At 72.2% G+C, this 23452-nt stretch carries 19 protein-coding genes; 7 read left to right on the top strand and 12 right to left on the bottom strand.

What is annotated here, in order from left to right; all coding sequences use genetic code 11:
* Positions 1-69 precede the first annotated feature (69 nt).
* On the top strand, positions 70-702 hold the full coding sequence (locus ACIBTV_RS24695) for an NTP transferase domain-containing protein (RefSeq protein WP_396708522.1): 633 nt from the start codon (positions 70-72) through the stop codon (positions 700-702).
* A 39-nt stretch (positions 703-741) separates the two neighbouring features.
* Here the strand turns inward: ACIBTV_RS24695 and ACIBTV_RS24690 are convergent, their stop codons facing one another.
* From ACIBTV_RS24690 to ACIBTV_RS24665, 6 genes are all read right to left on the bottom strand, one after another.
* The gene (locus tag ACIBTV_RS24690; protein WP_396708520.1) at positions 742-1974 is read right to left on the bottom strand and encodes a family 16 glycosylhydrolase; all 1233 of its coding nucleotides are present in this window, start codon (positions 1972-1974) and stop codon (positions 742-744) included.
* 125 nt (positions 1975-2099) lie between these two features.
* Entirely contained in the window at positions 2100-2756 is a 657-nt protein-coding gene (locus ACIBTV_RS24685; RefSeq protein ID WP_396708518.1) for a TMEM175 family protein, read from the bottom strand.
* Between the two features lie 127 nt (positions 2757-2883).
* Positions 2884-4260, bottom strand: a complete 1377-nt coding sequence (locus ACIBTV_RS24680; protein WP_396708517.1) for a GH1 family beta-glucosidase — start codon at positions 4258-4260, stop codon at positions 2884-2886.
* Between the two features lie 29 nt (positions 4261-4289).
* On the bottom strand, positions 4290-5129 hold the full coding sequence (locus ACIBTV_RS24675) for a carbohydrate ABC transporter permease (protein WP_396708515.1): 840 nt from the start codon (positions 5127-5129) through the stop codon (positions 4290-4292).
* The gene (locus tag ACIBTV_RS24670; RefSeq protein ID WP_396708513.1) at positions 5122-6114 is read right to left on the bottom strand and encodes a carbohydrate ABC transporter permease; all 993 of its coding nucleotides are present in this window, start codon (positions 6112-6114) and stop codon (positions 5122-5124) included. Before ACIBTV_RS24670 ends, ACIBTV_RS24675 begins: the two co-directional genes overlap by 8 nt.
* 73 nt (positions 6115-6187) lie before the next feature.
* On the bottom strand, positions 6188-7489 hold the full coding sequence (locus tag ACIBTV_RS24665; RefSeq protein ID WP_396708511.1) for an ABC transporter substrate-binding protein: 1302 nt from the start codon (positions 7487-7489) through the stop codon (positions 6188-6190).
* Positions 7490-7727: 238 nt separating this feature from the next.
* On the opposite strand from ACIBTV_RS24665, the gene ACIBTV_RS24660 reads away from it, so the two are divergent.
* A complete protein-coding gene (locus tag ACIBTV_RS24660) occupies positions 7728-8927 on the top strand; it encodes an ROK family protein (protein ID WP_396708509.1) in 1200 nt (399 codons plus the stop codon).
* Positions 8928-9186: 259 nt separating this feature from the next.
* Positions 9187-11817, top strand: a complete 2631-nt coding sequence (locus ACIBTV_RS24655) for a discoidin domain-containing protein (protein WP_396708507.1) — start codon at positions 9187-9189, stop codon at positions 11815-11817.
* Between the two features lie 46 nt (positions 11818-11863).
* Here ACIBTV_RS24655 and ACIBTV_RS24650 read toward each other — a convergent pair whose 3' ends face one another.
* The 4 genes from ACIBTV_RS24650 to ACIBTV_RS24635 form a co-directional block, all read right to left on the bottom strand.
* Positions 11864-13912: a glycogen debranching N-terminal domain-containing protein gene (locus tag ACIBTV_RS24650; RefSeq protein ID WP_396708506.1), complete on the bottom strand. Its 2049-nt coding sequence runs from the start codon at positions 13910-13912 to the stop codon at positions 11864-11866.
* Positions 13909-14283 (bottom strand): SCP2 sterol-binding domain-containing protein, encoded by a 375-nt coding sequence (locus ACIBTV_RS24645; protein ID WP_396708505.1) that lies wholly within the window; start codon positions 14281-14283, stop codon positions 13909-13911. The genes ACIBTV_RS24650 and ACIBTV_RS24645 overlap by 4 nt, the downstream gene beginning before the upstream one ends.
* A gap of 18 nt (positions 14284-14301) precedes the next feature.
* Complete coding sequence (locus tag ACIBTV_RS24640) at positions 14302-16086, bottom strand: N-acetylglutaminylglutamine amidotransferase (RefSeq protein WP_396708503.1); 1785 nt, start codon at positions 16084-16086, stop codon at positions 14302-14304.
* Between the two features lie 142 nt (positions 16087-16228).
* Positions 16229-16651: a MarR family winged helix-turn-helix transcriptional regulator gene (locus ACIBTV_RS24635; RefSeq protein ID WP_396708501.1), complete on the bottom strand. Its 423-nt coding sequence runs from the start codon at positions 16649-16651 to the stop codon at positions 16229-16231.
* 124 nt (positions 16652-16775) lie between these two features.
* On the opposite strand from ACIBTV_RS24635, the gene ACIBTV_RS24630 reads away from it, so the two are divergent.
* Positions 16776-18527 (top strand): ABC transporter ATP-binding protein, encoded by a 1752-nt coding sequence (locus tag ACIBTV_RS24630; protein ID WP_396708499.1) that lies wholly within the window; start codon positions 16776-16778, stop codon positions 18525-18527.
* Positions 18528-18633: 106 nt separating this feature from the next.
* On the opposite strand, the gene ACIBTV_RS24625 is transcribed toward ACIBTV_RS24630, so the two are convergent.
* Positions 18634-19194, bottom strand: a complete 561-nt coding sequence (locus ACIBTV_RS24625) for an NADPH-dependent FMN reductase (RefSeq protein WP_396708498.1) — start codon at positions 19192-19194, stop codon at positions 18634-18636.
* 140 nt (positions 19195-19334) lie between these two features.
* Between ACIBTV_RS24625 and ACIBTV_RS24620 the strand changes: the two genes are divergently transcribed.
* Positions 19335-19799: a MarR family winged helix-turn-helix transcriptional regulator gene (locus tag ACIBTV_RS24620; protein WP_396708496.1), complete on the top strand. Its 465-nt coding sequence runs from the start codon at positions 19335-19337 to the stop codon at positions 19797-19799.
* A 37-nt stretch (positions 19800-19836) separates the two neighbouring features.
* Here ACIBTV_RS24620 and ACIBTV_RS24615 read toward each other — a convergent pair whose 3' ends face one another.
* Positions 19837-20589 (bottom strand): TetR family transcriptional regulator, encoded by a 753-nt coding sequence (locus ACIBTV_RS24615; protein WP_396708494.1) that lies wholly within the window; start codon positions 20587-20589, stop codon positions 19837-19839.
* A gap of 109 nt (positions 20590-20698) precedes the next feature.
* On the opposite strand from ACIBTV_RS24615, the gene ACIBTV_RS24610 reads away from it, so the two are divergent.
* Together ACIBTV_RS24610 and ACIBTV_RS24605 are read left to right on the top strand one after the other, a co-directional pair.
* Positions 20699-21634, top strand: coding sequence for an ATP-binding cassette domain-containing protein (locus ACIBTV_RS24610; RefSeq protein ID WP_396708492.1), 936 nt, complete (start codon positions 20699-20701; stop codon positions 21632-21634).
* A complete protein-coding gene (locus ACIBTV_RS24605) occupies positions 21631-23256 on the top strand; it encodes an ABC transporter permease (RefSeq protein WP_396708490.1) in 1626 nt (541 codons plus the stop codon). Before ACIBTV_RS24610 ends, ACIBTV_RS24605 begins: the two co-directional genes overlap by 4 nt.
* Positions 23257-23452 lie beyond the last annotated feature (196 nt).

Here is a 23452-nt window from a genome sequence, read left to right as displayed (position 1 = left end):
TTCATAGTAGCTTTATCGGGACTAACGCGAAGAAAACCGGCAATCCGCTCCCGGGAGGGGGGAGGCCACGTGCGGGACGGGAGCGTGGCCGGGCTGCTGCTCGCGGCCGGGGCCGGTAGCCGGTTCGGTCGCCCGAAGGCGCTCGTGGAGTTCGCCGGCGAACCGCTGGTGCGGCGCGGGGCCCGGCTGCTGGTCGCGGGCGGCTGCGCGCCGGTCCACGTGGTGGTGGGCGCCGGCGCCGACGACCTGCCCGCGGTGCCGGGGGCGACCGTGGTCCGCAACGCCGACTGGCGGCGGGGGATGGGCCGGTCGCTGCGTCACGGGCTGGCCTCGATGCCCGAGCACGTGGCCGCGGTGGTGGTGGCGCTGGTCGACCAGCCGCTGCTCACCACCGCCGCGGTGGCCCGCCTCCGGGCCGCCCACGCCGCCGGTGCGGCCCTCGCCACGGCCACGTACGACGGGCGCCCCGGCCACCCGGTGCTCCTCGGTCGTGGCAGCTGGCCCCTGCTCGACCGGTACGCCACCGGTGACCGGGGCGCCCGCGACCTGCTGCGGGCCCGGCCGGATCTGGTCGTCCGCGTCCCCTGCGACGACGCCGGCGACCCGTGGGACGTCGACACCCCGTCCGACCTGGCCCGCGCGCGCACCCTCCTCGCCGATCACGCGGTGCTGGTGCCGGGGGAGAGCCCCGGACGCGGCTGATCCGGGAACCGGCACCGCGTGATCACCGATGCGCGGAGGTCAGCGGCGCCACTTCTGGTTCGCGGCGCCGGTGCAGTCCCAGATCTGCAGACGGGTGCCGTCGGCCGAGCTGGGTCCGGTCGCGTCGAGGCACTTGTTGGCCTGCGGGTTGACGATGTCGCCCGCCGCGCTGAACACCCAGCGTTGGGCGCCGCTGCCGTTGCAGTCCCAGAGCTGGACCTTCGTGCCGTTGGCGGTCCCCCCGCTGGTCACGTCGAGGCACTTGCCCAGCGCCCGCACCGAACCGTCACCCATCCAGCTCCAGCGCTGCGCGGCGGTGCCGTTGCAGGTCCAGAGCTGCACGGCGGTGCCGTTGGCGGTGCCCGCGCCGGCCACGTCCACGCACTTGTTGCCGTAGCCGACGACGGGCGCGCCGGTGCCGCCGCCTCCGCCGGTGTCCCAGGCCTGCACCCGTACGTAGTCGACGGTCATGGTCTGCGGGAAGACGGTGCTGGCGTTGGGGGAGCCGGGCCAGTTGCCGCCGACCGCCACGTTCATGATCATGAAGAACGGATGGTCGAAGACCCAGCGGTTGCCGCGCAGGTCGGCCGCGGTCTTACGGGAGTACTGCACCCCGTCGAGGTACCAGGTGATCGAGTCCGGCGCCCAGTCGATCGTGTAGGTGTGGAAGGCGTCGGCGAGCGCCTGGCCGCCGGGCAGCGAGGTCTGGGCGCCGACCGCGTTGCCGCCGGAGTAGCCGGGCCCGTGCAGCGTGCCGTGCACGGTGGACGGCTCATAGCCGACGTTCTCCATGATGTCGATCTCGCCCCGGTCGGGCCAGTTGTTGCTGCTGGTGCCGAGCATCCAGAAGGCCGGCCAGAGCCCCTGCCCGCGAGGGATCTTGATGCGCGCCTCGAACCGCCCGTACGCCTGCGCGAACGTGCCGGCGGTCAGCAGACGGGCCGAGGTGTACTGGCAGCTGCCGTACCAGCAGGAGAAGTTGCCCGGGTTCTCCCGGCGGGCGGTGATGACCAGGTTGCCGTTGCCGTCCAGCGCCGCGTTGCGCGTGCTGTTGGTGTAGTACTGCAGCTCGTTGTTGCCCCAGCCGCCGCCCCCGAGGTCGTACCGCCACTTGGTGGGGTCCGGGGCGGAGCCGGCGGCGCCGTTGAAGTCGTCGGACCAGGTCACCGCACCGGGCGCCGCCGCGGCGGGTGCCGCGGTGGTCGCGGTGAGCGCGACGCTGAGCCCCACGGCGGCGAGGGCGAGCGCGGCGATCGCACGAATGCTGCGCACGGGGAACCTCCCTGTGGTCTCGGATGCCCGGCCCCGCCTTCCGCCCCGGCGGCGCCGGACCGGATAACTGCAAGGAAACCGGTGAAATTGATAGTTAACAATCTATTCACCGGTTCTCGGCAGTGTCAAGAAAGCGCTCTCCGGCGCCGCCGGCCCTCGCTGGTCAGCGCGTGATAGGTGATCATCACGATGATGCCGACCAACCCGACCACCGGGTGGACGAACCAGCCGAGCAGGCCGCTCAGCCCGTACAGGAGCAGACCGGTGACCGGGCGGACCCGCTGGGCCCGGACGTGGGCGGCGTCGACCTCGGGGGCCCGCAGCGCCGGGTGGCGGTGCAGGTAGCCGAAGAACGCCAGCCAGGGCGCGGACATCAGGGCCGCCGCCAGGGCATACAGCGCGACCGCGACCCGCTGGTCGGCGGTGTCGCCCTCGCTGAACGCTGACGCCAGCACGGCCGTCGGGAACGGGATGATCACGGCGCCGAAGAGGATGGCGAGGTTGATCCAGCTCAGTGCGAGCGTCGTGCCGCGGACCAGGCGCAGCAGCGCGTGGTGGTTGAGCCAGATCACGCCGATGTAGGCGAAGGAGACCACGAAGGCCAGGTAGGACGGACCCTCGTGGCGCAGCCCGGCCAGTAGGCCGCCCTCGTGGTATTCCGGAACCCGTAGCTCCAGGACCAGCAGGGTGATGACGATGGCGAAGACACCGTCGCTGAACGCCTTCGTCCGGTCCGTCTCCGCCATCCGGGCCGCATCCGGACGGTCTCCCGCTTCGGTCACTGCCGCAGGCTATCCGTCCGGGGCGTGGCCGGGCGCCCGTTCCGGCGACCGTGCCGAGGTGACGGGGGTGGGCCCTGGGTGCCGCCCGGTGCGGCACCCAGGGATCCCGGGCCCCGTCGGCCCGCTCTCAGGCGACCGGCGCGGCGGCGCCGGCCGCACCGGCCAGCCGCTGGTGGGCGCGGATCAGCTCGGCGTAACGGTGGCCACTCGCCTTGACCGTCCGCCGCTGGGTGGCGTAGTCGACGTGCACCAGACCGAAGCGCTTGTCGTAGCCGTACGCCCACTCGAAGTTGTCCAGCAGGGACCAGACGAAGTAGCCGGCGAGCGGCACGCCCCGGCCCACCGCGGCGGCGCACGCCGCGAGGTGCTGCTCCAGGTGGTCGGTGCGCTCCTTGTCCTCGACCGTGCCCTCCGGCGTCACCTCGTCGGTCCACGCCGAACCGCTCTCGGTCACGATGATCTTCTCCGGCCGGTACTCCTCGCTCACCGCGACCAGTAGCTGCTCCAGCCCGGCCGGGTACATCTCCCAGCCCATCGCCGTCTCCCGCGAGCCGGGCACCGGCACCTGCCGGGCGTACGGGGCCGGGCCGGTGGGGTCGTCGACGACCAGCTGACGGAAGTAGTAGTTCACGCCGAGGAAGTCGGTCGGCGTCGCGATCACGGCCAGGTCGTCACCCTGGACGGGCGGCTCGACGCCGTAGGTGGCGATCATGTCGGCGGGGTACCCGCGCCCGTGCACCGGATCCAACCACCAGCGGTTGACGTGGCCGTCCATCCGCCGGGCCGCCGCGACGTCCTCCGGCCGATCCGTCGTCGGCTCGATCGGGCTGAGGTTGAGCACCAGCCCGACCGACGCGGGCCGGGCCGCGTTGGCCCGTACGGCCTGGGTCGCCAGCCCGTGCCCCAGCAGGGTGTGGTGCGCGGTGCGGACCGCCCGGGTCAGGTCCCGCTCGCCCGGGGCCATCCGGCCCTCCAGGTGCCCGATCCAGGACACGCAGAGCGGCTCGTTGACCGTGTTCCAGTCGCTGACCCGGTCGCCGAGCCGGGCCGCGACGACCGCCGCGTAGTCGGCGAACGCCTCGGCCGTGGACCGCTCCGGCCAGCCACCACGGTCCTGCAGAGCCTGGGGCAGGTCCCAGTGGTACAGCGTCACGAACGGGCGGATCCCGTCGGCGAGCAACTGGTCGACGAGCCGGTCGTAGAAGTCGAGGCCGGCCGGGTTCACCCGGCCCACCCCGTCGGGCAGCACCCGTGGCCAGGCCACCGAGAAGCGGTACGCGTCGACGCCCAGCCGGCGCAGCAGCGCCAGGTCCTCCGGCCACCGGTGGTAGTGGTCGCACGCGATCGCGCCGGTGTCGCCGTTGTCGACGTTGCCGGGGATCGCGCTCCAGGTGTCCCAGATGGACGGGGTTCGCCCGTCGACGGCGACGGCGCCCTCGATCTGGTACGCCGCGGTGGCGACACCCCAGAGGAAGTCGGGCGGCAGGTTGGACAGGTCCGGCACGGGTTGGTCCCTCTCTGCGGTGGAATGACTCACTTGACCGCGCCGGCGGTCAGGCCGGCGACGAAGTAGCGCTGCAGCGCGAGGAAGCCGGCGACGACGGGCACGCTGACCACCAGCGAGGCGGCCATCACCTGGTTCCAGTAGACGTTGAACTGGGTGGAGTAGCCCTGCAGGCCCACGGCCAGGGTGCGGCTGCCCTCGTCGGTCATCACCGAGGCGAAGAGCACCTCGCCCCAGGCGGTCATGAACGCGTACACGGTGACCGCGACGACCCCCGGCACGGCCGCGGGCAGGATCACCCGGAACAGCGTCCGCAGCGGTCCGGCGCCGTCGACCTGGGCCGCCTCGTCCAGCCCTCGGGGGATCGAGTCGAAGTAGCCGACCAGCATCCAGATCGAGAACGGCAGCGAGAAGGTCAGATACGTGATGACCAGGCCGGTGCGGCTGGCGTACAGCTGGATGCCGGTGGCGTTGCCGAGGTTGACGTAGATGAGGAACAGCGGCAGCAGGAAGAGGATGCCGGGGAACATCTGGGTGGAGAGCACGGTCACCGAGAAGAGCCCTCGGCCGCGGAACCGGTACCGGCTGACGGCGAACGCCGCGAAGATCGCGACGGCGACCGAGCAGACCGCGGCGACGCTCGACACGATCAGGCTGTTCACCAGGTACCGGGCCAGCGGCACCGTGCTCCACATGTCGATGAACGGCTGGAGGGTCGGGCGGCTCGGCCACCAGGTGAAGCCGTTCTGCACGTCCTGCAGCGGCTTGGCCGCCGACGTGATCATCACGTAGAGCGGAATGACGACGAAGAGCGAGAGCAGGGTCAGCACGATGCGGCGGCCCCAGCGCTCACCGGCGGTCTCACGCATGGTCCCTCCGGCGGTTGGTGATCAGCAGGTAGCCGGCCGAGACGACCAGCAGGAACAGCAGCAGCGCCACCGACATCGCCGAGCCCGAACCGAAGTCCCAGGTCTTGAAGGAGCTGCGGTAGATGTGGATGGAGATGAGGTCGGCCTGCTCCGGCGCGGAGCCGCCGAAGAGCACGAACGGCGTGTTGAAGTCGTTGAAGGTCCACAGGAAGAGCACCAGCACCAGGACCAGGTTGACCGGGCGCAGCATCGGCAGCGTCACCGAGCGCAGCCGCCGCCAGAACCCGGCGCCGTCGATCGCCGCCGCCTCGTACAGCTCACCGGGGACGTTCTGCAGGCCGGCCATCAGGCAGAGGAACGCGAACGGCCAGTTGCGCCAGACCGACACCACGAGCAGCGACCAGAAGCTGTTGTCGCCGATCAACCAGAACGGCTTCTCCGACAGCAGCCCGAGCTGGTCGACCAGGACGTGGTTGACCAGGCCGGTGTCGCGCTGGAGCAGGAAGCTCCAGGTGATCACGGCGGTGTAGACCGGCAGCGCGTACGGGGTGAGGAACAGCGCCCGCAGGATCGCCCGCCCCCGGAAGGGGCGTTGCAGCACGACCGCGCCGGCCATGCCGAGCAGCCACGCGAAGCCCACCGAGAGCAGGGTGTAGACCAGCGTGACCCAGAACGAGTGCAGCAGCTCGCGGCCGGCGGCGCTGTTGAAGTCCAGCGTCGCCCGATAGTTCTCGAGCCCGACGAAGGGCGCGGTGGACCAGTTGCGGATGTGGAACTGGGTCAGCTCCAGCAGGCTCATCCAGACCCCGACGACCATCGGGATCACGTGGATGGCGAGTTCCAGCACGACGGCCGGGGCGAGCAGCAGGTACGGCAGGAGGTTGCGGCGCGGGCGACGGGGCCGCCGGGAGCGGTCGGACGCCGGCGTTCCGGCCCCCGGTTCGCGCCGGCGGGCCGCGCCCGGCGCGGTGGTGCTGGTTGCCATCAGGGTCCTCTCGAAGGCGGTGGCCGCGGCCGGGTCGGTCGAGCACCCGGCCACGGCCACCGGTGACGCCAGGTCAGCGCATCTTCTGCTGCGCGTCGGTCAGCTTCTTCTTCACGGACTCCTCGGTGACCGGCTTGCCGCTGGCCGCGTCGGCGAACAGCTCCTTCATGGCGGTGCCGACCAGGGTCTCGAAGGTGCTCTCGTCCGGCACCTGCGGCAGCGGGGCCGCGGTGGTGCTCAGGGTCTCCTGGATCACCTTCTGCTCCGGGGCGCTGAACGCCGGGTCGGAGCCGGCCGTCTTCACCGCCGGCAGCGAGCCGTACGTCTTGTTGAGCAGGGTCTGCTCCTCGTCGCTGGTCATGAACTTCACGAAGCTCAGCGCCGCGTCACGGTTCTTGGTGTGCTTGAAGATCGCCATGTTGATGCCGGCGACCATGCTGTTGACCTTCTTGCCGCCGGCGGGCGGGCTGGCCAGGAACGGCACCGGCGCGATCCCGTACGCGTCGGCGGCCATGTTCTGCGACTTCAGGTTGGAGCCGGCGGCCTGCCACAGCAGCATCGCGGCCTTGCCGTTGGCGAAGTCGGAGACCGACTGGTTCTGCGCGTACTCGGCGTTGGCCGGGTTGGTGATCTTGTCGGCGGCCATGAAGTCGATGTACCGCTTGATCGCCGAGACGTTCTGCGGGGTGTCGAAGGTCGGCTTGCCGGACGAGTCGAACCACTCACCGCCGTACTGCTGGCTGAACGTGAAGGCGTGGTGCGCGTTCTCCGACGGGTTGGCCCCCTCGATCGCCAGGCCCCACTTGCCGCCACCGGTGAGCTTCTTGCCGTACTCGACGAGCTGCTCCCACGTGGTCGGCGGCGCGGTGATGCCGGCGTCGGCGAACGCCTTCTTGTTGTAGTACAGGCTGTAGGCCATGCTGTAGAGCGGCACGGCGGCCGGCGGCTTGCCCGGGGCGCCGGCGGCGGCAAGCGCGGCGGGCACGATCCGGTCCTTGCCGCCCACGGCCTGCAGCGTGGCGTCGTCGAACTCGACCAGCGCCCCGGTGGCCTGCAGCGACGCGGACCAGGTGTTGCCGATGTTCACCACGTCCGGCCCCTGGCCGGAGGTGGCGGCGGCGAGCAGCCGGTTGAGCAGGTCCGACCAGGGGACCACCTCGACGTTGACCTTGATGCCGGTCTGCTTCTCGAACTTGTCCAGCTCCGGCTGGAGGATGGTCTTGTCGGCCTCCAGGCTGGCGCCCTGGTTGCTGGCCCAGTACGTGAGGGTCTTGCCGGATCCGCCGGAGTCGTCGCCGGAGCCGCCGCAGGCGGTCAGCGAGGCGGCCGCCAGGACGGCGGCGGCGAATATCCCGAGGTGTCGTCTCGTCGACACGATGAGCCCTTCCGGTGCAGTGGTGGGGGACCGCCGGTACGCCGTCGGAGGGATGGGGGCGACGGGTGGCCGGCCGGGGCGGACGGGTCCCCGGGAGACGTCGGCGGAGGCGCCGTCGACGTTTCCCGGGAGTTACATCACGGCTTAATTAATGTCGCTATTAAAGTGGTTGGCCGGTGGGTCGTCAAGCACGGGACCGTTACAGTGCCCCGGACGACCGACGGGATCGAGGTGACGAGTGGAGCTGGCGCGAGCCACCAACCGGAGCGTCCGGCTGCGCAACCGGTCCGCCCTGCTGACCAGACTCTTCCTCGACGGTCCGTTGACCCGGCAGGACCTGGTCCGCAGCACCGGCCTGAGCCAGCCGGCGGTCAGCAACGTGGTCGGGGACCTGATCGAGGAGGGCCTCGTCGCCGAGGCCGGTGCCGCCGAGTCCGACGGCGGCCGGCCGAGCATGATGCTGCGGGTGGCGCCGCGGTTCGCGTTCGTCATCGGCGTGGACGTGGGCGAGACCCGTGTCCGCGTCGAGCTGTTCGACTTCGCGATGACCCTGCTGGCCAGCGTGGAGTACCCGCTCGACCCGGCCCGCACCGAGCCGGCCGTGGTCGCCGGCCACGTGCTGGCCGGCATCGACGCGGTGACCGGCCGGGCCCGGGTCGCCCCCGGCGACGTGCTGGGGGTCGGCATCGGCGTCTCCGGCATCGTCGAGCAGGGCGCGCACGCGGTGGTGGACGCCCAGGCGCTCGGTTGGGACCGGGTGCCGCTGGAACGCCTCATCAACGCGGGCACCGACCTGCCGCTGCACATCGACAACGGCGCCAAGACCCTCGGGCAGGCCGAGATGTGGTTCGGTGCCGGCCGGGGCGCCCGGCACGCCGTCTTCGCGCTGGTCGGCTCCGGCGTCGGCGCGGCCGTCGTGGCGGGCGGCGTCACCTACCGGGGGGCGTCCAGCAGCGCGGGGGAGTGGGGGCACACCACCCTGGTGTACGGCGGACGGTCCTGCCGCTGCGGGGCCCGCGGCTGCCTGGAGGCGTACGTCGGCGCCGAGGCGATCATCGACCGGTACCGGGAGGCGCGCCGGGGGCGCGCGGTGCCCGGCGACGACGAGGAGTCGCAGCTCACCGCCCTCGTCGACGCCGCGGCGAACTCCGCGACCGCGCGCCGCGTGCTCGACGAGACGGCCGGCTACCTCGGCGCCGGGGTCGCGAACCTGATCAACCTGTTCAACCCGGAGCGGGTGGTGCTGGGCGGCTGGGCCGCGATGGCGCTCGCCGACCTGCTGCCGGCGGTCCGCGAGGCCGCCGGACGGCAGGCGCTGCGCCAGCCGTACGAGCAGGTCTCCATCGAGCTGTGCCGGCTGGGCGTCGACGCGGTGGCGCTCGGCGCGGCGACCCTGCCGATCGCCCGCTTCCTGGCCGACGGCGGCGTCCGCCGCTGACCCGCCGCCTGCCGCCTCGCTGGACTCGCCGGCCGGGGTGTGGGGTGAATCGGCCTTACTGGACTTTCAGGATAAATAACAGTGTTATAGATCGATGTCTTGACGGGGTTGCAACGACGCCGTAACACTCCTACGAGAGCGCTCTCCACTCAGCGCGACGCCGTCCCCGGTGGCTCCAACGACGGCGTACGCGGTCGCACTCGCCCTTCCCCCACCCGTCGCGCCCGGCGTCCGCAGCCCTCTACCGACAGGCACCGTCATGACATCTCACGTTTTATCCGTACGCCGGGCTCCACAGTGGCGTCGCCGCCTGCTCGTGGGACTCGCCGTGGCCCTGGTCGCGGCGCTCACCCCGGCCGGCGCGCTGCCGTCGGCGCACGCCGCCCCCGTCCTGCTCTCCCAGGGCCGCCCGGCCACGGCCTCGTCCACCGAGAACGCCGGCACCCCGGCGAGCGCGGCGGTCGACGGCAACACCGGCACCCGCTGGTCCAGCGCGTTCGCCGACCCGCAGTGGCTGCAGGTCGACCTCGGCGCCCTGGCCACCCTCACTCAGGTGACCCTGGTCTGGGAGGGCGCGTACGCCCGCGCGTTCCAACTCCAGACCTCCGATGACGGGTCGACCTGGACCACGATCCACAGCACCACCACCGGCACGGGCGGCACGCAGACCATCGGTGTCACCGGCGCCGGCCGGTACGTGCGGATGTACGGCACCGCGCGCGGCACCGGCTACGGCTACTCGCTCTGGGAGTTCCAGGTCTACGGCGAGACCGGCGGCGGCACCCCGACCTGCGGCAGCGCCAACACCGCCCAGGGGAAGCCCGCCACCGCCTCGTCCACCGAGTCCGCCGCACTGTCGGCCTCGGCCGCGGTCGACGGCAGCACCGCCACGCGCTGGGCCAGCGCCGCGAGCGACCCGCAGTGGCTGCGCGTCGACCTCGGCAGCACCCAGTCCATCTGCCGGGTGGTGTTGAACTGGGAGGCCGCGTACGCCCGGGCCTTCCAGATCCAGACCTCCGCCGACGGCGCGACCTGGACCACGATCTACAGCACCACCACCGGCGCCGGCGGCACGCAGACCCTCGACGTGACCGGCAGCGGCCGCTACGTCCGCGTCCACGGCACCGCGCGGGGCACCGCGTACGGCTACTCGCTCTGGGAGTTCCAGGTGAACACCACCGGCGGAACCACCGACCCCGGTGTGCCACCGACCGACCCGCGTAACCCGAACTTCGGGCCGAACACCTTCGTCTTCGACCCGAGCACCCCGACCGCCACCATCCAGAGCCGGCTGAACACCCTCTTCACCCAGCAGGAGACCAACCAGTTCGGTCCGCAGCGGTACGCGGTTCTGTTCAAACCCGGCAGCTACACCGCCGACGTCAACCTCGGCTTCTTCACCCAGGTCGCCGGCCTGGGCATGAGCCCGGACGACGTGAACCTCAACGGGCACGTCCGGGTCGAGGCGTTCTGGATGGGCGGCAACGCCACGCAGAACTTCTGGCGCTCGGCGGAGAACCTGTCGGTGACCCTGCCTGCCGGGGTGACCGTGGAGCGGTGGGCGGTGTCGCAGGCCGCGCCGTACCGCCGGATGCACCTGCGCGGCGCGCAGAACCAGATCCAGCTCTGGAACGGCGGCGACGGGTGGTCCAGCGGCGGCCTGCTGGCCGACACCCGCATCGACGGCCTGGTCGTCTCCGGCTCGCAGCAGCAGTGGTACTCGCGCAACAGCGAGTTCGGCAACGGCTGGACCGGTTCGGTGTGGAACATGGTCTTCCAGGGCGTCGTCGGCGCGCCGGCGCCGCACTTCCCCAACCCGTCGCACACGGTCATCCCGCAGACCCCGGTCGTCCGCGAGAAGCCGTTCCTCTACATCGACGGCACCGGCGAGTACCGGGTCTTCGTCCCGGCGCTGCGCGCCAACACCACCGGCACCAGCTGGTACAACAAGACGCCGGCCGGATCGTCGATCTCGCTGTCCCAGTTCTTCGTCGTCCAGCCCGGCACCAGCGCGGCCACCATCAACGCGGCCCTCGCCCAGGGCAGGCACCTCCTGTTCACCCCGGGCGTGCACCACGTCACCGAGCCGATCCAGGTCAACCGCGCCGACACGGTGATCCTCGGCCTCGGCCTGGCCACCATCCAGGCCGACAACGGCGCCGTGGCCATGCGGGTGGCCGACGTGGACGGTGTGAAGGTGGCCGGCATCATGTTCGAGGCCGGCACGACCAACTCGCCGGTGCTCATGGAGGTCGGGCCGTCCGGGTCGTCGGCCAGCCACGCCGCGAACCCGATCTCGCTGCACGACGTGTTCTTCCGCATCGGCGGGCCGCACGTCGGCAGGGCCACCAACACGTTGACCGTCAACAGCGACAACGTCATCGGTGACCACATGTGGCTGTGGCGGGCCGACCACGCCGCGGCGGGAGTGCCCACCGGGTGGACGCTCAACACCGCCGACACCGGGCTGACCGTCAACGGTGACGACGTGACGATGTACGGCCTCTTCGTCGAGCACTACCAGAGGTACCAGACCGTCTGGAACGGCAACGGCGGGCGGACGTACTTCTACCAGAACGAGATGCCGTACGACCCGCCGAACCAGGCGGCCTGGATGAACGGCTCGACCCGGGGGTACGCCGCCTACAAGGTGGGTGACGGGGTGACCAGCCACCAGGCGTGGGGCACCGGCAGCTACTGCTATTTCAACGTCAACCCGGCGGTGGTGGCCGAGCGGGCCTTCGAGGTGCCGAACAACCCGAACGTGCGGTTCACCAACCTGGTGACCGTCTCGCTCGGCGGCGTCGGCACGATCAACCGGGTGATCAACAACTCGGGCGGCACCGCGAACGCCGCCACCCAGCAGGTGTACCTGACGAACTACCCGTAGGAGCCGGGTGCGACGGCGGGCCCGGCCGTGGTGGCCGGGCCCGCCGTCAGCTCCGCAGCGGGTGCCGCGCGTTGCCGATCGCGTCGCGCCGCCCCCACCGCCCCGGGATGTCCAGCAGCTCGATCCGGCCGAACCGGGACGGCAGCGCCGGCGACACCACCAGTTCGTCGCCGAGCGGCTCCAGGCCCATCATCACCCGCAGGAGCAGGAAAGGGGTGCCGGTGGCGATCGCCTGCGGGTTGTTGGCGGTCGGGTAGGCGACCGGATAGCCGGTGCGGTCGCGGTCGTAGCCGGCGAAGGACTCGGGGAGCGCGCCCCCGAAGTAGTTGGCGGCGTCGATGATGCCCTCGGCGATCATGCCGGCCTCCGCCAGGAACCCGTAGCGGCGCAGCCCCCAGGCGATGAGGGAGTTGTCGAACGGCCACACCGTGCCGACGTGGTAGCCGAGCGGGTTGTAGCGGCCCTCGCCCTTCGCGAGGGTGCGTACGCCCCAGCCGGAGAAGAGCTGCGGGCCGAGCAGGTGACCGGCGACCCGCTCGGCGCGGGACTCGTCGACGATGCCGCTCCACAGCAGGTGCCCGATGTTGGAGGAGAGCGCGTCGACCTGGCGGCCGTCGGGCTCCAGGGCCAGCGCGAAGTACTCGCCGTCGGTCACCCAGAAGTCCCGGTTGAACCGCTCCTTGAGGGCCGCGGCCTCGCGTTCGAGGCGGTCCGCGTACGCCGGGTCGTTCCAGAACAGCCGGGCCAGTCGGGCGCCGCGCACCTTCGCGTCGTACGCGTAGCCCTGCAACTCGCAGGTGGCGCGGGGCAGGCCGGGCAGCGTGCCGTCGCGGTAGGAGATGGCGTCCGCGGACTCCTTCCAGCACTGGTTGACCAGGCCGGTGCTCTCGTTGCGGCTGCGGTACCAGAGGTAGCCGTCGCCCATGATGTCGCCGTACTCGTCGATCCACGCCAACGCGGCCCGGGCCGTGTCCTCCAACTGCATCACCAGCCCGACGTCCCCGCTCCAGCGCTCGTACTCGTCGAGCAGGATCACGTAGAGCGGGGTGGCGTCCGCGCTGCCGTAGTAGGGCGACTCGGGCCGCTCCTCGAACGCGGACAGCTCGCCGTAGCGGAACTGGCGCACGATCTTGCCCGGCTCCTCGTCCCGGAAGTCGTCGAGCACGGAGCCCTGGTTGATCGCGAGCATGCGCAGCGTGGCGACCGCGAGTTCCGGGGCGACGGAGAGGGACTGCAGGCTGCACAGGATGCTGTCCCGCCCGGCGATGGTCGCCGCCCAGGGCAGGCCCGCCGCCGGCATCGCCACGTCCGGCACGGCCAGCGGCGTGAACCGCAGGCCGGCCAGGTTGAGCAGGCTGCGTCGGTACGTCCGGTTCAGCGCCTCCCAGTCAGAGCTGAGCTGCGGCGCCCGCGCGACCCACCGGTCAAGGTCGCTCTGGAGCTGCTCGGCGCTGCGGAAGCGGTGCGGCACCGTGTGGGCCCGGGCGTCCTCGCCGTCCGGGCGGAGCACCAGCCCGTCCACCCGCAGCAGCGTCGACCAGCGGCCGTGCGGTCCGACCCGTACGTCGTAGGTCAGCCCGTGCTCGTCGAACCGCACCGGTTCGCTGCTGGTGATCGTCGTCTCCCGGCGGAACTTCTCCCGTTCGTAGCCGAGCCGCAGCCGTCCCTGCTCGACGTGCCGGTAGACCCGCCCGGACCGGTCCATCGGCTGGGCGATGATGGCGTACACCGGGGCGAAGTCGCTGTCGACGGCGAGCCGGACGCTGAAGTCGACCGCCTCGCGGTCGTGGTTGAGGACGGTCACCCGCTCCTCGAAGCCGGAGCCGGCGATGCACCGTTCCCGGATGACCGACACCTTGGCGTCCACGTAGTGGGTGGGGGAGCCGGGCACGAGGAAGAACCGCAGCCGGAAGTAGTTGGGCTCGGTGACCGCCAGCGCGTGCAGCTGCTCACCGTTGACGGTGAGCTGCCAGTGGGACAGGCAGCGGGTGTCGAACTGGAAGAACCCGCCGACCCGGTCGGCCAGGATGTCGCCGCTGCCGTCGCTGAGGACGAAGTTGTTGCCGTCGAGGATCCAGACGGTGTCCGCCTTCATGCCGGGCCCCGCTGCGGGGCCAGGGACCGCGGGTGTCGCGCGCCCGGGGGTGGGGGGAAGAGCCGTTCCAGCAGGACGACGTAGCGGAACTGCCCCTCGCTGGTGATGTCGTTGCGCAGCCACGCGGACAGGGGCTTGGCCTCGCCCCGGGCCAGGCGCTCGAAGAACGCCCGGTCGGTGCCGATGATCGCGTCCGCCTCGGCCCGCTCCCGGGACACCCGGATGTCCCCGTTCTCGATCGTCACCAGCCAGTGGTCGGTCCCGCCCTCGTGCGCGAGGTCGAAGCGGATCGTGCCGCTGGTCCTCGGCAGCAGACGCTGGTGTCCGGTGCGGCCGAGGTCTTCGAAGAACGTGGTCGTCGCGTCGGACATGGCGTTACCTCCTGCGGATCACCGGACGTCGTGCGACTGCAACCACAGCTCCAGCAGGCCGAGCTGCCAGAGCTTGTTGCTGCCGGCGGCCGCCTCGGCCTGCTCCGGCTCGGCGAGCAGCCGTGCCACGTACTCGGGGCGGAACAGGGCGCGCTCGCGGGCTTCGGGCGCGCGCAGCGCGTCGGTGACCAGGTCGCGCACCGGACCGTCGACGTTGCGCAGGGCGGGCACCGGGAAGTAGCCCTTGGGTCGGTCGATCACCTCGGCCGGCAGCACCTCGCGGGCCACCTCCTTGAGCACGCCCTTGCCGCCCTGGGCCACCTTGTGCTCCGGCGGGCAGCGGGCGGCGAGAGCGACCAGGTCCTGGTCCAGGAAGGGGGTGCGGACCTCCAGCCCCCAGGCCATGCTCATGCTGTCCACCCGCTTGACGGGGTCGTCGGGGAGCATCAGGTGGGTGTCCAGCCGCAGCACCGCGTCGAGGGCGGTCTCGGCGCCGGCCTCGGCGAGGTGGGCCTCCAGCACGTCCCGGCTCGCGTCCTGCTCCAGCGCGTACGCGGCGTCGACGACCTGGTTCAACTCGGCGTGGTCGCGGTCGAAGAACGCCGTGCGGAACTCGGCGGCGGCGGCGTCGCGGGGCACCCGGGCCAGCGGCTGGTGGTAGCCGTAGCCGGCGAAGACCTCGTCGGCGCCCTGCCCGGACTGGGCCACCTTGACGTGCTGGGCCACCTGCTCGGACAGCAGGTGGAAGGCGACCACGTCGTGGCTGCCCATCGGCTCGGTCATGGACAGCACGGTGCGACGTACGGCGGGCACGAGATCGTCGTCGGCGAGCCGGATGCGCCGGTGGTCGGTGTCGTAGTGCCGGGCCACCAGGTCCGAGTAGTGGAACTCGTCGCCGGACTCCTCGCCCCGACTGTCGAAGCCGATGCTGAAGGTGCGCAGGTGCTCCTGCCCGGCCTCGGCGAGCAGCGCCACGATGAGGCTGGAGTCCAGCCCGCCGGAGAGCAGGACGCCGACCGGGACGTCGGCGACCAGCCGGCGGCGTACGGCGGTGCGCAGCGCGTCCCCGACGGCGGCCTGCCAGTCGCGGGCGTCCCGGGCGGCGTCGGCCGGGTCCCGCACGTAGTCCGGCCGCCAGTACACCTGGTCGCGGCTGCGCCCGTCGGCCTCGACGATCCGCACGGTGGCCGGGGGCAGCTTGCGCACGCCGCGCAGGATGGTCCGCGGCGCCGGCACGATCGAGTGCCAGGACAGGTAGTGGTGCAGGGCGACGGGGTCGATGCCGGTGTCCAGGTCACCGGCGCGCAGCAGGGCGGGGAGGCTGGAGGCGAACCGTAGGCGCCCGGGTGACTCGGCGAGGTAGAGCGGCTTGATGCCGAGTCGGTCGCGGGCCAGCACGAGCCGTCGCCGGGCCTGGTCGACCAGCCCGATCGCGAACATGCCGACCAGGTGGTCGACGAACCGCTCACCCCACTGGGCGTACGCGACCAGCACGACCTCGGTGTCGCTGGTCGAGTGGAAGGTGTGGCCGGCGGCCCGCAGCTCCTCGCGCAGCTCGGGATAGTTGTAGACGCAGCCGTTGAAGACCAGGGCGAGCCCCAGGTCGGTACGCACCATCGGCTGGGCGCCCGCGTCGGACAGGTCGATGATGGTCAGCCGGCGGTGTCCGAGCGTGATCCAGTCCTCGCTCCACAGCCCTTCGCCGTCGGGGCCCCGGGAGCGCAGCGCCTCGGTCATCCGGGTGACCGCGGCGGCGTCCGGCCGTGACCCGTCGAACCGGGCCTCGCCGGCTATCCCGCACATCAGCGGCGCCCGGACGGCTCAGGGGTCGGCAGAGGCACGGCAGGAACCTCCTGTCACCCCGGCCGCTGGGCCGGGTGGCACCGGTCCCGTCGATCGGACGGGCGCCACGACTACCCGCCGTCGGGGCGACCAAACGCGGCCCTCAGCCGCGCAGGGTCCGCAGGATGCGGGCGAGTTGGTCGCGGTCGACCGAGTCGAGGTCGGCGAAGAACCGGTCGGCCTCGGCCTGCCGGGCGGCGCGGATGGCCGCGCCCGTGCGGGTGCCCTCGGCGGTGAGCGCGACCAGGGTGGCGCGCCGGTCGTTCGGGTCGGGCCGGCGCTCGACGAGCCCGCGGGCCTGAAGGTCGTCGACCACCTCGGTGGCGGAGCGGGGCGCGATGCGCAGGTGCTCGGCGAGCGCGCCGGGGCGCAGCACGCCGTGCCGGGTCAGGGCGGCGAGCGCGCGCGCCTGGCTGGGGGTGACGTCCCACGGCGCCAGGGCGTCGCGGGTGCGGTGCCGCAGCCGGCGGGCCACGGCCCAGAACGCCTCGGCCAGGGTCTCGTCGTCGCCGTCCGGCTCGGTCACGGGAATACGGTAGCAGCAGGTACGGTTGTTCCCTCATGATGAGGCAACCTCAGTAATATCTCCGACGAAAGCGGGTTCCCCCTTGGATTCCACCCCCACCGGCCGCGACCGCGGCCCCCGTACCGTGAGCGCCGCGGAGAAGGCGCAGGCCCGGCAGGTGTCGCTGCGCCGCGTGGCCGGGCTGTTCACCCCGCACCGAGCGGCGCTCGCCGCCGTGACCGCGATCATCGTGGCCTCCTCGGTCATCGCCATGGCGTCGCCGTTCCTGCTGCGTCACGTGATCGACGAGGCCCTGCCGAACCGGAACCTGACCCTGCTGGTCTGGCTGGTCGTCGGCATGGTCGCGGTCGCCGCGCTCACCGCCGTCCTCGGCGTGGTGCAGACCTGGATCTCCACACGCGTCGGCCAGCAGGTGATGCACCGGCTGCGTACCGACGTCTTCAGCCACCTCCAGCGCCAGTCGCTGGGCTTCTTCACCCGGACCCGCACCGGCGAGGTCCAGTCCCGCATCACCAACGACATCGGCGGGATGCAGTCGGTGGTCACCTCCACCGCCACCGGCGTGGCCGCCAACCTCACCACCGTCGTCGCCACCGCCGCCGCCATGGTGGCGCTCTCCTGGCGGCTGTCGCTCGTCTCGCTCCTGGTCCTCCCGCCGGCGATCTGGCTGACCCGCCGGGTCGCCCACCTGCGCCGCGAGATCACCGCCCGTCGCCAGCGCGAACTGGCCGACCTCAACGTCACCGTGGAGGAGGGCCTGTCGGTCAGCGGCGTGCAGCTGGCCAAGACGCTGGGCACCGCGCCCGCCCTGATCGCGCGCTTCACCGCCTCCTCCGCGCGCCTGGTCGACCTGGAGCTGCGCAGCGAGCTCGCCGGGCGCTGGCGGATGGCCTCGATGAGCATCGTCTTCGCCGCCATCCCGGCGATCATCTACCTCAGCGCCGGGCTGCCCGGCACCGCCGGCACACTGAGCATCGGCACCCTGGTCGCCTTCACCGCGCTCCAGAACGGGCTGTTCCGGCCGCTGATGGGCCTGCTCAACGTCGGCGTCTCGCTGACCGCCTCGCTGGCGCTCTTCGCCCGCATCTTCGAATACCTGGACCTGCCGGTCGACGTGGCCGATCCGGTCGAGCCGGTCCGGCTGGACCCCCGGCGCGTCCGCGGCCACGTACGCCTGGAGGAGGTCACCTTCAGCTACCCGGGCAGCGACACCGCGGCGGTCGCCGGGGTGAGCCTGGACGTGCCGGCCGGCACCGGCCTGGCCCTGGTCGGCGAGACCGGCTCCGGCAAGAGCACCCTGGCCGCCCTAGTCAGCCGGCTGCACGACCCGACCAGCGGACGGATCACCATCGACGGCGTCGACCTGCGGGACCTGCGCCTGGCCGACCTGTCCGCGATCGTGGGCGTGGTCGGTCAGGAGACCTACCTGCTGCACACGACGGTGCGGGAGAACCTGCGCTACGCCCGGCCGGACGCAACGGACGCGCAGATCGAGGCGGCGGCGCGGGCGGCCCGGATCCACGACCTGATCGCCGACCTGCCCGACGGATACGACACGGTGGTGGGCTCGCGGGGGCACCGCTTCTCCGGCGGGGAGAAGCAGCGGCTGGCGATCGCCCGTACGCTGCTGCGCGACCCACGCGTCCTGATCCTCGACGAGGCCACCAGTGCGCTGGACACCGAGACCGAGCGGGCGGTGCAGCGGGCCTTCGACGCGCTGGCCGAGGGGCGGACGACGATCACCATCGCCCATCGACTCTCCACGGTCCGCGACGCCGACCAGATCGCCGTGCTCGACCATGGCCGGATCGTCGAGTGCGGCACCCACGAGGGCCTGCTCGATCGCGCCGGCCGCTACGCCGCCCTCGCCGCGTGACGGCCGGCACCGGTCGCCCCGGGTGCTGCGACGACGGTGGCCGTGGGGGAGTCCCCACGGCCACCGTCCGTGCCACCGTTGCGCGGCTCGCTCGGGAGCCGCCCGCTCACTTACCGCGCAGGTGAGCCAGCGCCCGGCTCCAGGAGACGACCTGGTCGAGCGTGGTGTGCAGCGCGTCGAGCTGGAAGTCGTTCGGCTTGAAGACGCTGAAGTTCTCGAAGTCGGTGAAGAGCGAGAGCGCCACCTGGGCCCGGACGTCGGCCATCTGCAGCTCGGCGGAGATCAGCCGCAGGTGCTCTACCGCCCGCGTACCACCGACCGCGCCGTAGCTGACGAAGCCGACGGCCTTGTTGTTCCACTCCCCGTACAGGTAGTCGATCGCGTTCTTCAGGGCGCCCGAGGTGGAGTGGTTGTACTCCGGGGTCACCATGACGAAGCCGTCGTACGAGCTGATCGTCTCGGACCAGCGCTTCGTGTGCGGCTGGCTGTACTGCCCGTACGACGGCGGCATCGGCTCGTCGAGGTGCGGCAGCTGGTAGTCGAGCAGGTCGACGAGCTCGAACTCGGCGTCCGTGCGCTGCTTGGCCACATCGAGGACCCAGCGGGCGACGGCCTCACCGTTGCGCCCCGGACGGGTGCTGCCGAGGATGATCCCGATCCTGGTCATATCTGTCGTTTCCTCCAGAGAAGTCGTGCCTGGTCGTGCCTACGCTAGACCTAACTTGCTCGCTCAAGCAATTATTGCGGGTATGGTCGGCGCCACAGTCGGGAGGCTCGGTTGCTGGGTCAAGCAACTAGAATGGCGGCATGCCCAGTGCCGGTACCGAACCGCTGCGACCCCTGAACGCCGAGGAAGAGGCCTTGGCGCGCGCCCTGCCGCAGGTGATGTCCGTGCTGCCCCGGATGATCGACGCCGACATGGTGGCGGACCAGCAGCTGCCGCTCACCGAGTACACCGCCCTGCGGGTCCTCTCCGAGACGCCGGACCGGCGGATGCGGATGAGCGAGCTGGCGGCCGCATGTCAGCTCTCGCTCAGCGGCATGACCCGCACGGTCGTCCGGCTGGAGACGCTGGGCCTGGTCGAGCGGGTCCGCAGCGAAGAGGACGCGCGCGGGTGGAACGCCGTGCTCACCGACGCCGGGTTCGCCCGACTGGAGGAGTCCTGGCCGAGCCACCTGGCCGCCGTGCGGCGGCGCTTCCTCGACCACTTCGAGGGCATGGACCTCGTGGCACTGGCCCGCGCCTTCGAGCGCGTCGGGACGACCCGCTGAGGCCCGACGGCCGATCACAACCGTCTCGAAACCGTCGCTAAACCGTCTCATTATCGGTTGGTGCCGCGTCCAGGTGGCGGTAGACGGTGGCCCGGGAGACGCCCAGGGCCGCGGCGATGGCGTCGACCGAGTGGGTGCCGGCGGCGTGCATCCGCCGCGCCGCCTCCACCTGCTCGCGCCCCATCGCCCGCGGCCGCCCCGGCCGGCGGCGCGCCACGGTCGCACGGCCGTCCTCGGCCGCCGGCCCGGGCGCGGTCAGCAGCCGGCGCACCCCGTCGAGCATGTCCTCGCGCAGCACCTCGTCGGGCACGTCGTCGAAGAACACCACCGGGTCGCTGCACATGGCGACCGCCTGCACCGCCCGGACCCGCTCCCGGCGCCCGGCGTCCGGCCCGGCGATAATCTCGTTGGCCCGCATCGCGATCCGCATCAGCCGGTGGTACGTGTCGCCACGGGTGATCAGGGCGATGTCGTGGAAGAGCATGCCCAGCGGGCGGCGGTGGGCCAGCATCGTGTCCACCCAGCCCTCCAGCAGCGTCCACCGGGCCTGCCGCCACGGCTTCTCCTCGGCCGCGTCCAGGAGGGCCTCCAGATCGGACAGCAGCGGCTCCACCAGCGCCGAGAGCAGGTGCTCCTTAGCCGGGAAGTGGTAGAGGATCGCCGCCTTCGTCAGCCGCAGCCGCTCCGCGATCTGGCGCAGCGAGGTGCGCTGGTAGCCGTGCTCGGCGAAGAGGTCGAGCGCGGCGCGGAGGATGCGGGTGCGGGTGTCGTCGGCGGGCTCGACCGTCATGCGGCCCAGCCTAACCCCCGTCCTGACCGGTGGCCGGAATCACCGTTGAGCACCCTGACCGTCGGTCAGTACAGTGGGATGGTCGGTGCGTCACATCGCAGGAGGGGCCATGCCCGTCATCTCGGTCGACAACCTGGTCAAGACGTTCGGCGCCATCCGTGCCCTCGACGGGCTCGACCTGCGGGTCGAAGCAGGCGAGGTGCACGGCTTCCTCGGCCCCAACGGCGCCGGCAAGTCCACCACCATCCGCGTCCTGCTCGGCCTGCTGCGGCGCGACTCCGGCGAGGCGCGGGTGCTCGACGCCGACCCGTGGCGCGACGCCGTGCGCCTGCACCGCCGCCTGGCATACGTGCCCGGCGACGTCAGCCTCTGGCCCAACCTCTCCGGCGGCGAGGCGATCGACCTGCTCGGCCACCTGCGCGGCGGCCTCGACCGACGCCGCCGCGACGAGCTGCTGGACCGGTTCGACCTCGACCCCACCCGCAGGTGCCGCACCTATTCCAAGGGCAACCGACAGAAGGTCGCCATCGTCGCCGCGTTCGCCTCCGACGTCGAGCTGTACGTGCTCGACGAACCCACCTCCGGCCTCGACCCCCTCATGGAGGCCGTCTTCCAGGACGAGGTCCGGCGGATCACCCGCGACGGCGCCACCGTGCTGCTCTCCAGCCACGTGCTCGCCGAGGTCGAGGCCCTCTGCGACCGGGTCAGCATCATCCGCGAGGGCCGCACCGTCGAGTCCGGCAGCCTCGCCGAGCTGCGCCACCTCACCCGCACGGCGGTGACCGTCGAGACCACCCGACCCCTCACCGGCCTCGACACGATCCCCGGCGTCCACGGCGTACGCGACATCGACGGGCGCACCCACCTGGAGGTGGAGCCCGCCCACCTCGACGCCCTGCTCGGGCACCTCCTCCCGTTCGGCGTGCGCGCCCTCACCAGCACGCCACCCACGCTGGAGGAGCTGTTCCTGCGCCACTACGGCGACGCGACCACCGCCACCGACGCCCCGCGCGTCGCCGAGCCCCGCCGGGCCGGTGTCCGATGAACGCCCTCACCAACACCGGCCGCCTCGCCCGGCTCGTGCTGCGCCGCGACCGCGTCCGGCTCGCCATCTGGGTGCTCGGCACGCCGCTGCTCGGCTACGCCCTGGCCGGCAGCGTCGCGCGCGTCTACCCCGACGAGGCCGCCCGGCACGGCTACGCGACCACCTCGGCGGCCAGCCTGGTCGCCCGCGCCTTCAACGGCCCCATCGCCGGCACCGAGCTCGGCAACGTGGTGGTCGCCGAGACGTACGTGACGCTGGTCCTGATCGTCGCGCTGCTGAGCACCTTCGCGGTCGTCCGGCACACCCGGCAGAACGAGGAATCCGGCCGGGCGGAACTCGTCGGCGCCTCCATGGTCGGCCGGTACGCGCCGCTGACCGCCGCGCTGCTCGTCGTCGTCAGCACCAACGTGCTCGCCGCCGCCCTGCTCGCGCTCGCCTTCGCCGGCGGGGGCCTGCCGCTCGCCGGCTCCGTCGCGGCGGCCGCCGCCATCGGCGGCGTCGGGATCGCCTTCACCGGCGTCGCCGCCGTCACCGCCCAACTGTCGGTCACCTCCCGAGGCGCCAACGCGCTCGCCGCCGCGTCCGTCGGGCTCGCCTTCGCGCTCCGCGCCGCCGGTGACGTCCTCGGCGACAGCAGCGCCGACGGCACCCGCGTCGACAGCGCCTGGCCGTCCTGGCTCTCCCCACTCGGCTGGGGCACCCAGATCCACGCGTACGCCGGCGAACGGTGGTGGGTCCTCGTCCTGCCCGTCGCGCTGCTGCTCGCCGCCGTCGCCCTCGCGTACGCCCTCGCGGAGCGCCGCGACCTCGGCGCGGGCCTGGTCGCGCCCCGCCGCGGCCCCGCCACCGCCGCCGCCGCGCTGCTCGGCCCCGCCGGCCTGGCCTGGCGGCTGCAACGCGGCACGCTGCTCGGCTGGGCCGTCGGCATCGCCGTGCTCGGCCTCTCCATGGGCGTCGCCGCCGATGAGTTCAACGCGATGATCGAGGAGAACCCCGCCGCCGCCGAGGCGATCAGCGCCATGGGAGGCGGCGCCGACCTCGTCGACGCGTACCTCGCCGCGATGCTCGCGCTGTTCGCGCTGACCATCGGGGCGTACGTCGTGCAGGCCCTGCTGCGGGTGCGGGCCGACGAAGCCGACGGGGTGCTGGAGGCCGTCCTCGCCACCGCCGTCAGCCGCGGCCGCTGGCTCGGCACCCAGATCCTCGCCGCGGTCCTCGGCGCCGTGGCGCTGCTGCTGCTCGCCGGCGTCACCACCGGCCTCGGCCACGGCCTGGTGGCCGGCGACCCGTTCGGCCGCGCGGTCGACCTCGGCGGCGCCGCCCTGCTGCGCCTACCCGCCCTGCTCGTGGTGGCCGGCGTCGTCACGACGCTGTTCGGCCTGCTGCCCCGCTGGTCGGTCGTGCTGTCGTGGACGGTGCTGCTGCTCTTCCTGCTGCTCGGGCAGCTCGGCGCGGTGCTGGACCTGCCACAGGCCGCCCTCGACGTGTCGCCCTACACCCACGTCCCGTCCGCCCCGGCGGTCGACCCGACGGCGGCGCCGCTGGTGGTGCTCAGCGTGGTGGCAGCGGCGCTGCTCGCCACCGGCGTCGCCGCCTTCCGCCACCGCGACGTCCCCCGCTGACCCGTCGTCGCGCGCGTGCGGGGGCCGGGCCGGGCGGGGCTGGCGGCCCGGGTCGCCGCGATGTCAGGGAAGTAGTGCCCTCGTCGCCGTGTCGAGGCCCTACTTCTGGGGGCTAGTTGCATCCTGTTGGTGCTGGTCGGCGAGGGTTGACGGGGCTCGTGGTGGGGTCCGGCCGCTGGCCGCGCCTGTGTTGATC

Origin of the sequence: Micromonospora sp. NPDC049366, assembly GCF_044466625.1 — a bacterium.
In the GTDB taxonomy this organism is placed as follows: domain Bacteria; phylum Actinomycetota; class Actinomycetes; order Mycobacteriales; family Micromonosporaceae; genus Micromonospora.
The sequence above is the reverse complement of the archived record's forward strand: the minus strand, read 5'-3'. Positions and strand labels throughout refer to the sequence as shown.

Bases quoted from the DNA above. Each gene is read 5' to 3' on its own strand.
- ACIBTV_RS24645 (WP_396708505.1), bottom strand. From the start codon at position 14,283: ATGTCCGACGCGACGACCACGTTCTTCGAAGACCTCGGCCGCACCGGA.
- ACIBTV_RS24655 (WP_396708507.1), top strand. From the start codon at position 9,187: ATGACATCTCACGTTTTATCCGTACGCCGGGCTCCACAGTGGCGTCGC.
- ACIBTV_RS24650 (WP_396708506.1), bottom strand. From the start codon at position 13,912: ATGAAGGCGGACACCGTCTGGATCCTCGACGGCAACAACTTCGTCCTC.
- ACIBTV_RS24625 (WP_396708498.1), bottom strand. From the start codon at position 19,194: ATGACCAGGATCGGGATCATCCTCGGCAGCACCCGTCCGGGGCGCAAC.
- ACIBTV_RS24670 (WP_396708513.1), bottom strand. From the start codon at position 6,114: ATGGCAACCAGCACCACCGCGCCGGGCGCGGCCCGCCGGCGCGAACCG.
- ACIBTV_RS24675 (WP_396708515.1), bottom strand. From the start codon at position 5,129: ATGCGTGAGACCGCCGGTGAGCGCTGGGGCCGCCGCATCGTGCTGACC.
- ACIBTV_RS24620 (WP_396708496.1), top strand. From the start codon at position 19,335: ATGCCCAGTGCCGGTACCGAACCGCTGCGACCCCTGAACGCCGAGGAA.
- ACIBTV_RS24610 (WP_396708492.1), top strand. From the start codon at position 20,699: ATGCCCGTCATCTCGGTCGACAACCTGGTCAAGACGTTCGGCGCCATC.
- ACIBTV_RS24605 (WP_396708490.1), top strand. From the start codon at position 21,631: ATGAACGCCCTCACCAACACCGGCCGCCTCGCCCGGCTCGTGCTGCGC.
- ACIBTV_RS24615 (WP_396708494.1), bottom strand. From the start codon at position 20,589: ATGACGGTCGAGCCCGCCGACGACACCCGCACCCGCATCCTCCGCGCC.
- ACIBTV_RS24640 (WP_396708503.1), bottom strand. From the start codon at position 16,086: ATGTGCGGGATAGCCGGCGAGGCCCGGTTCGACGGGTCACGGCCGGAC.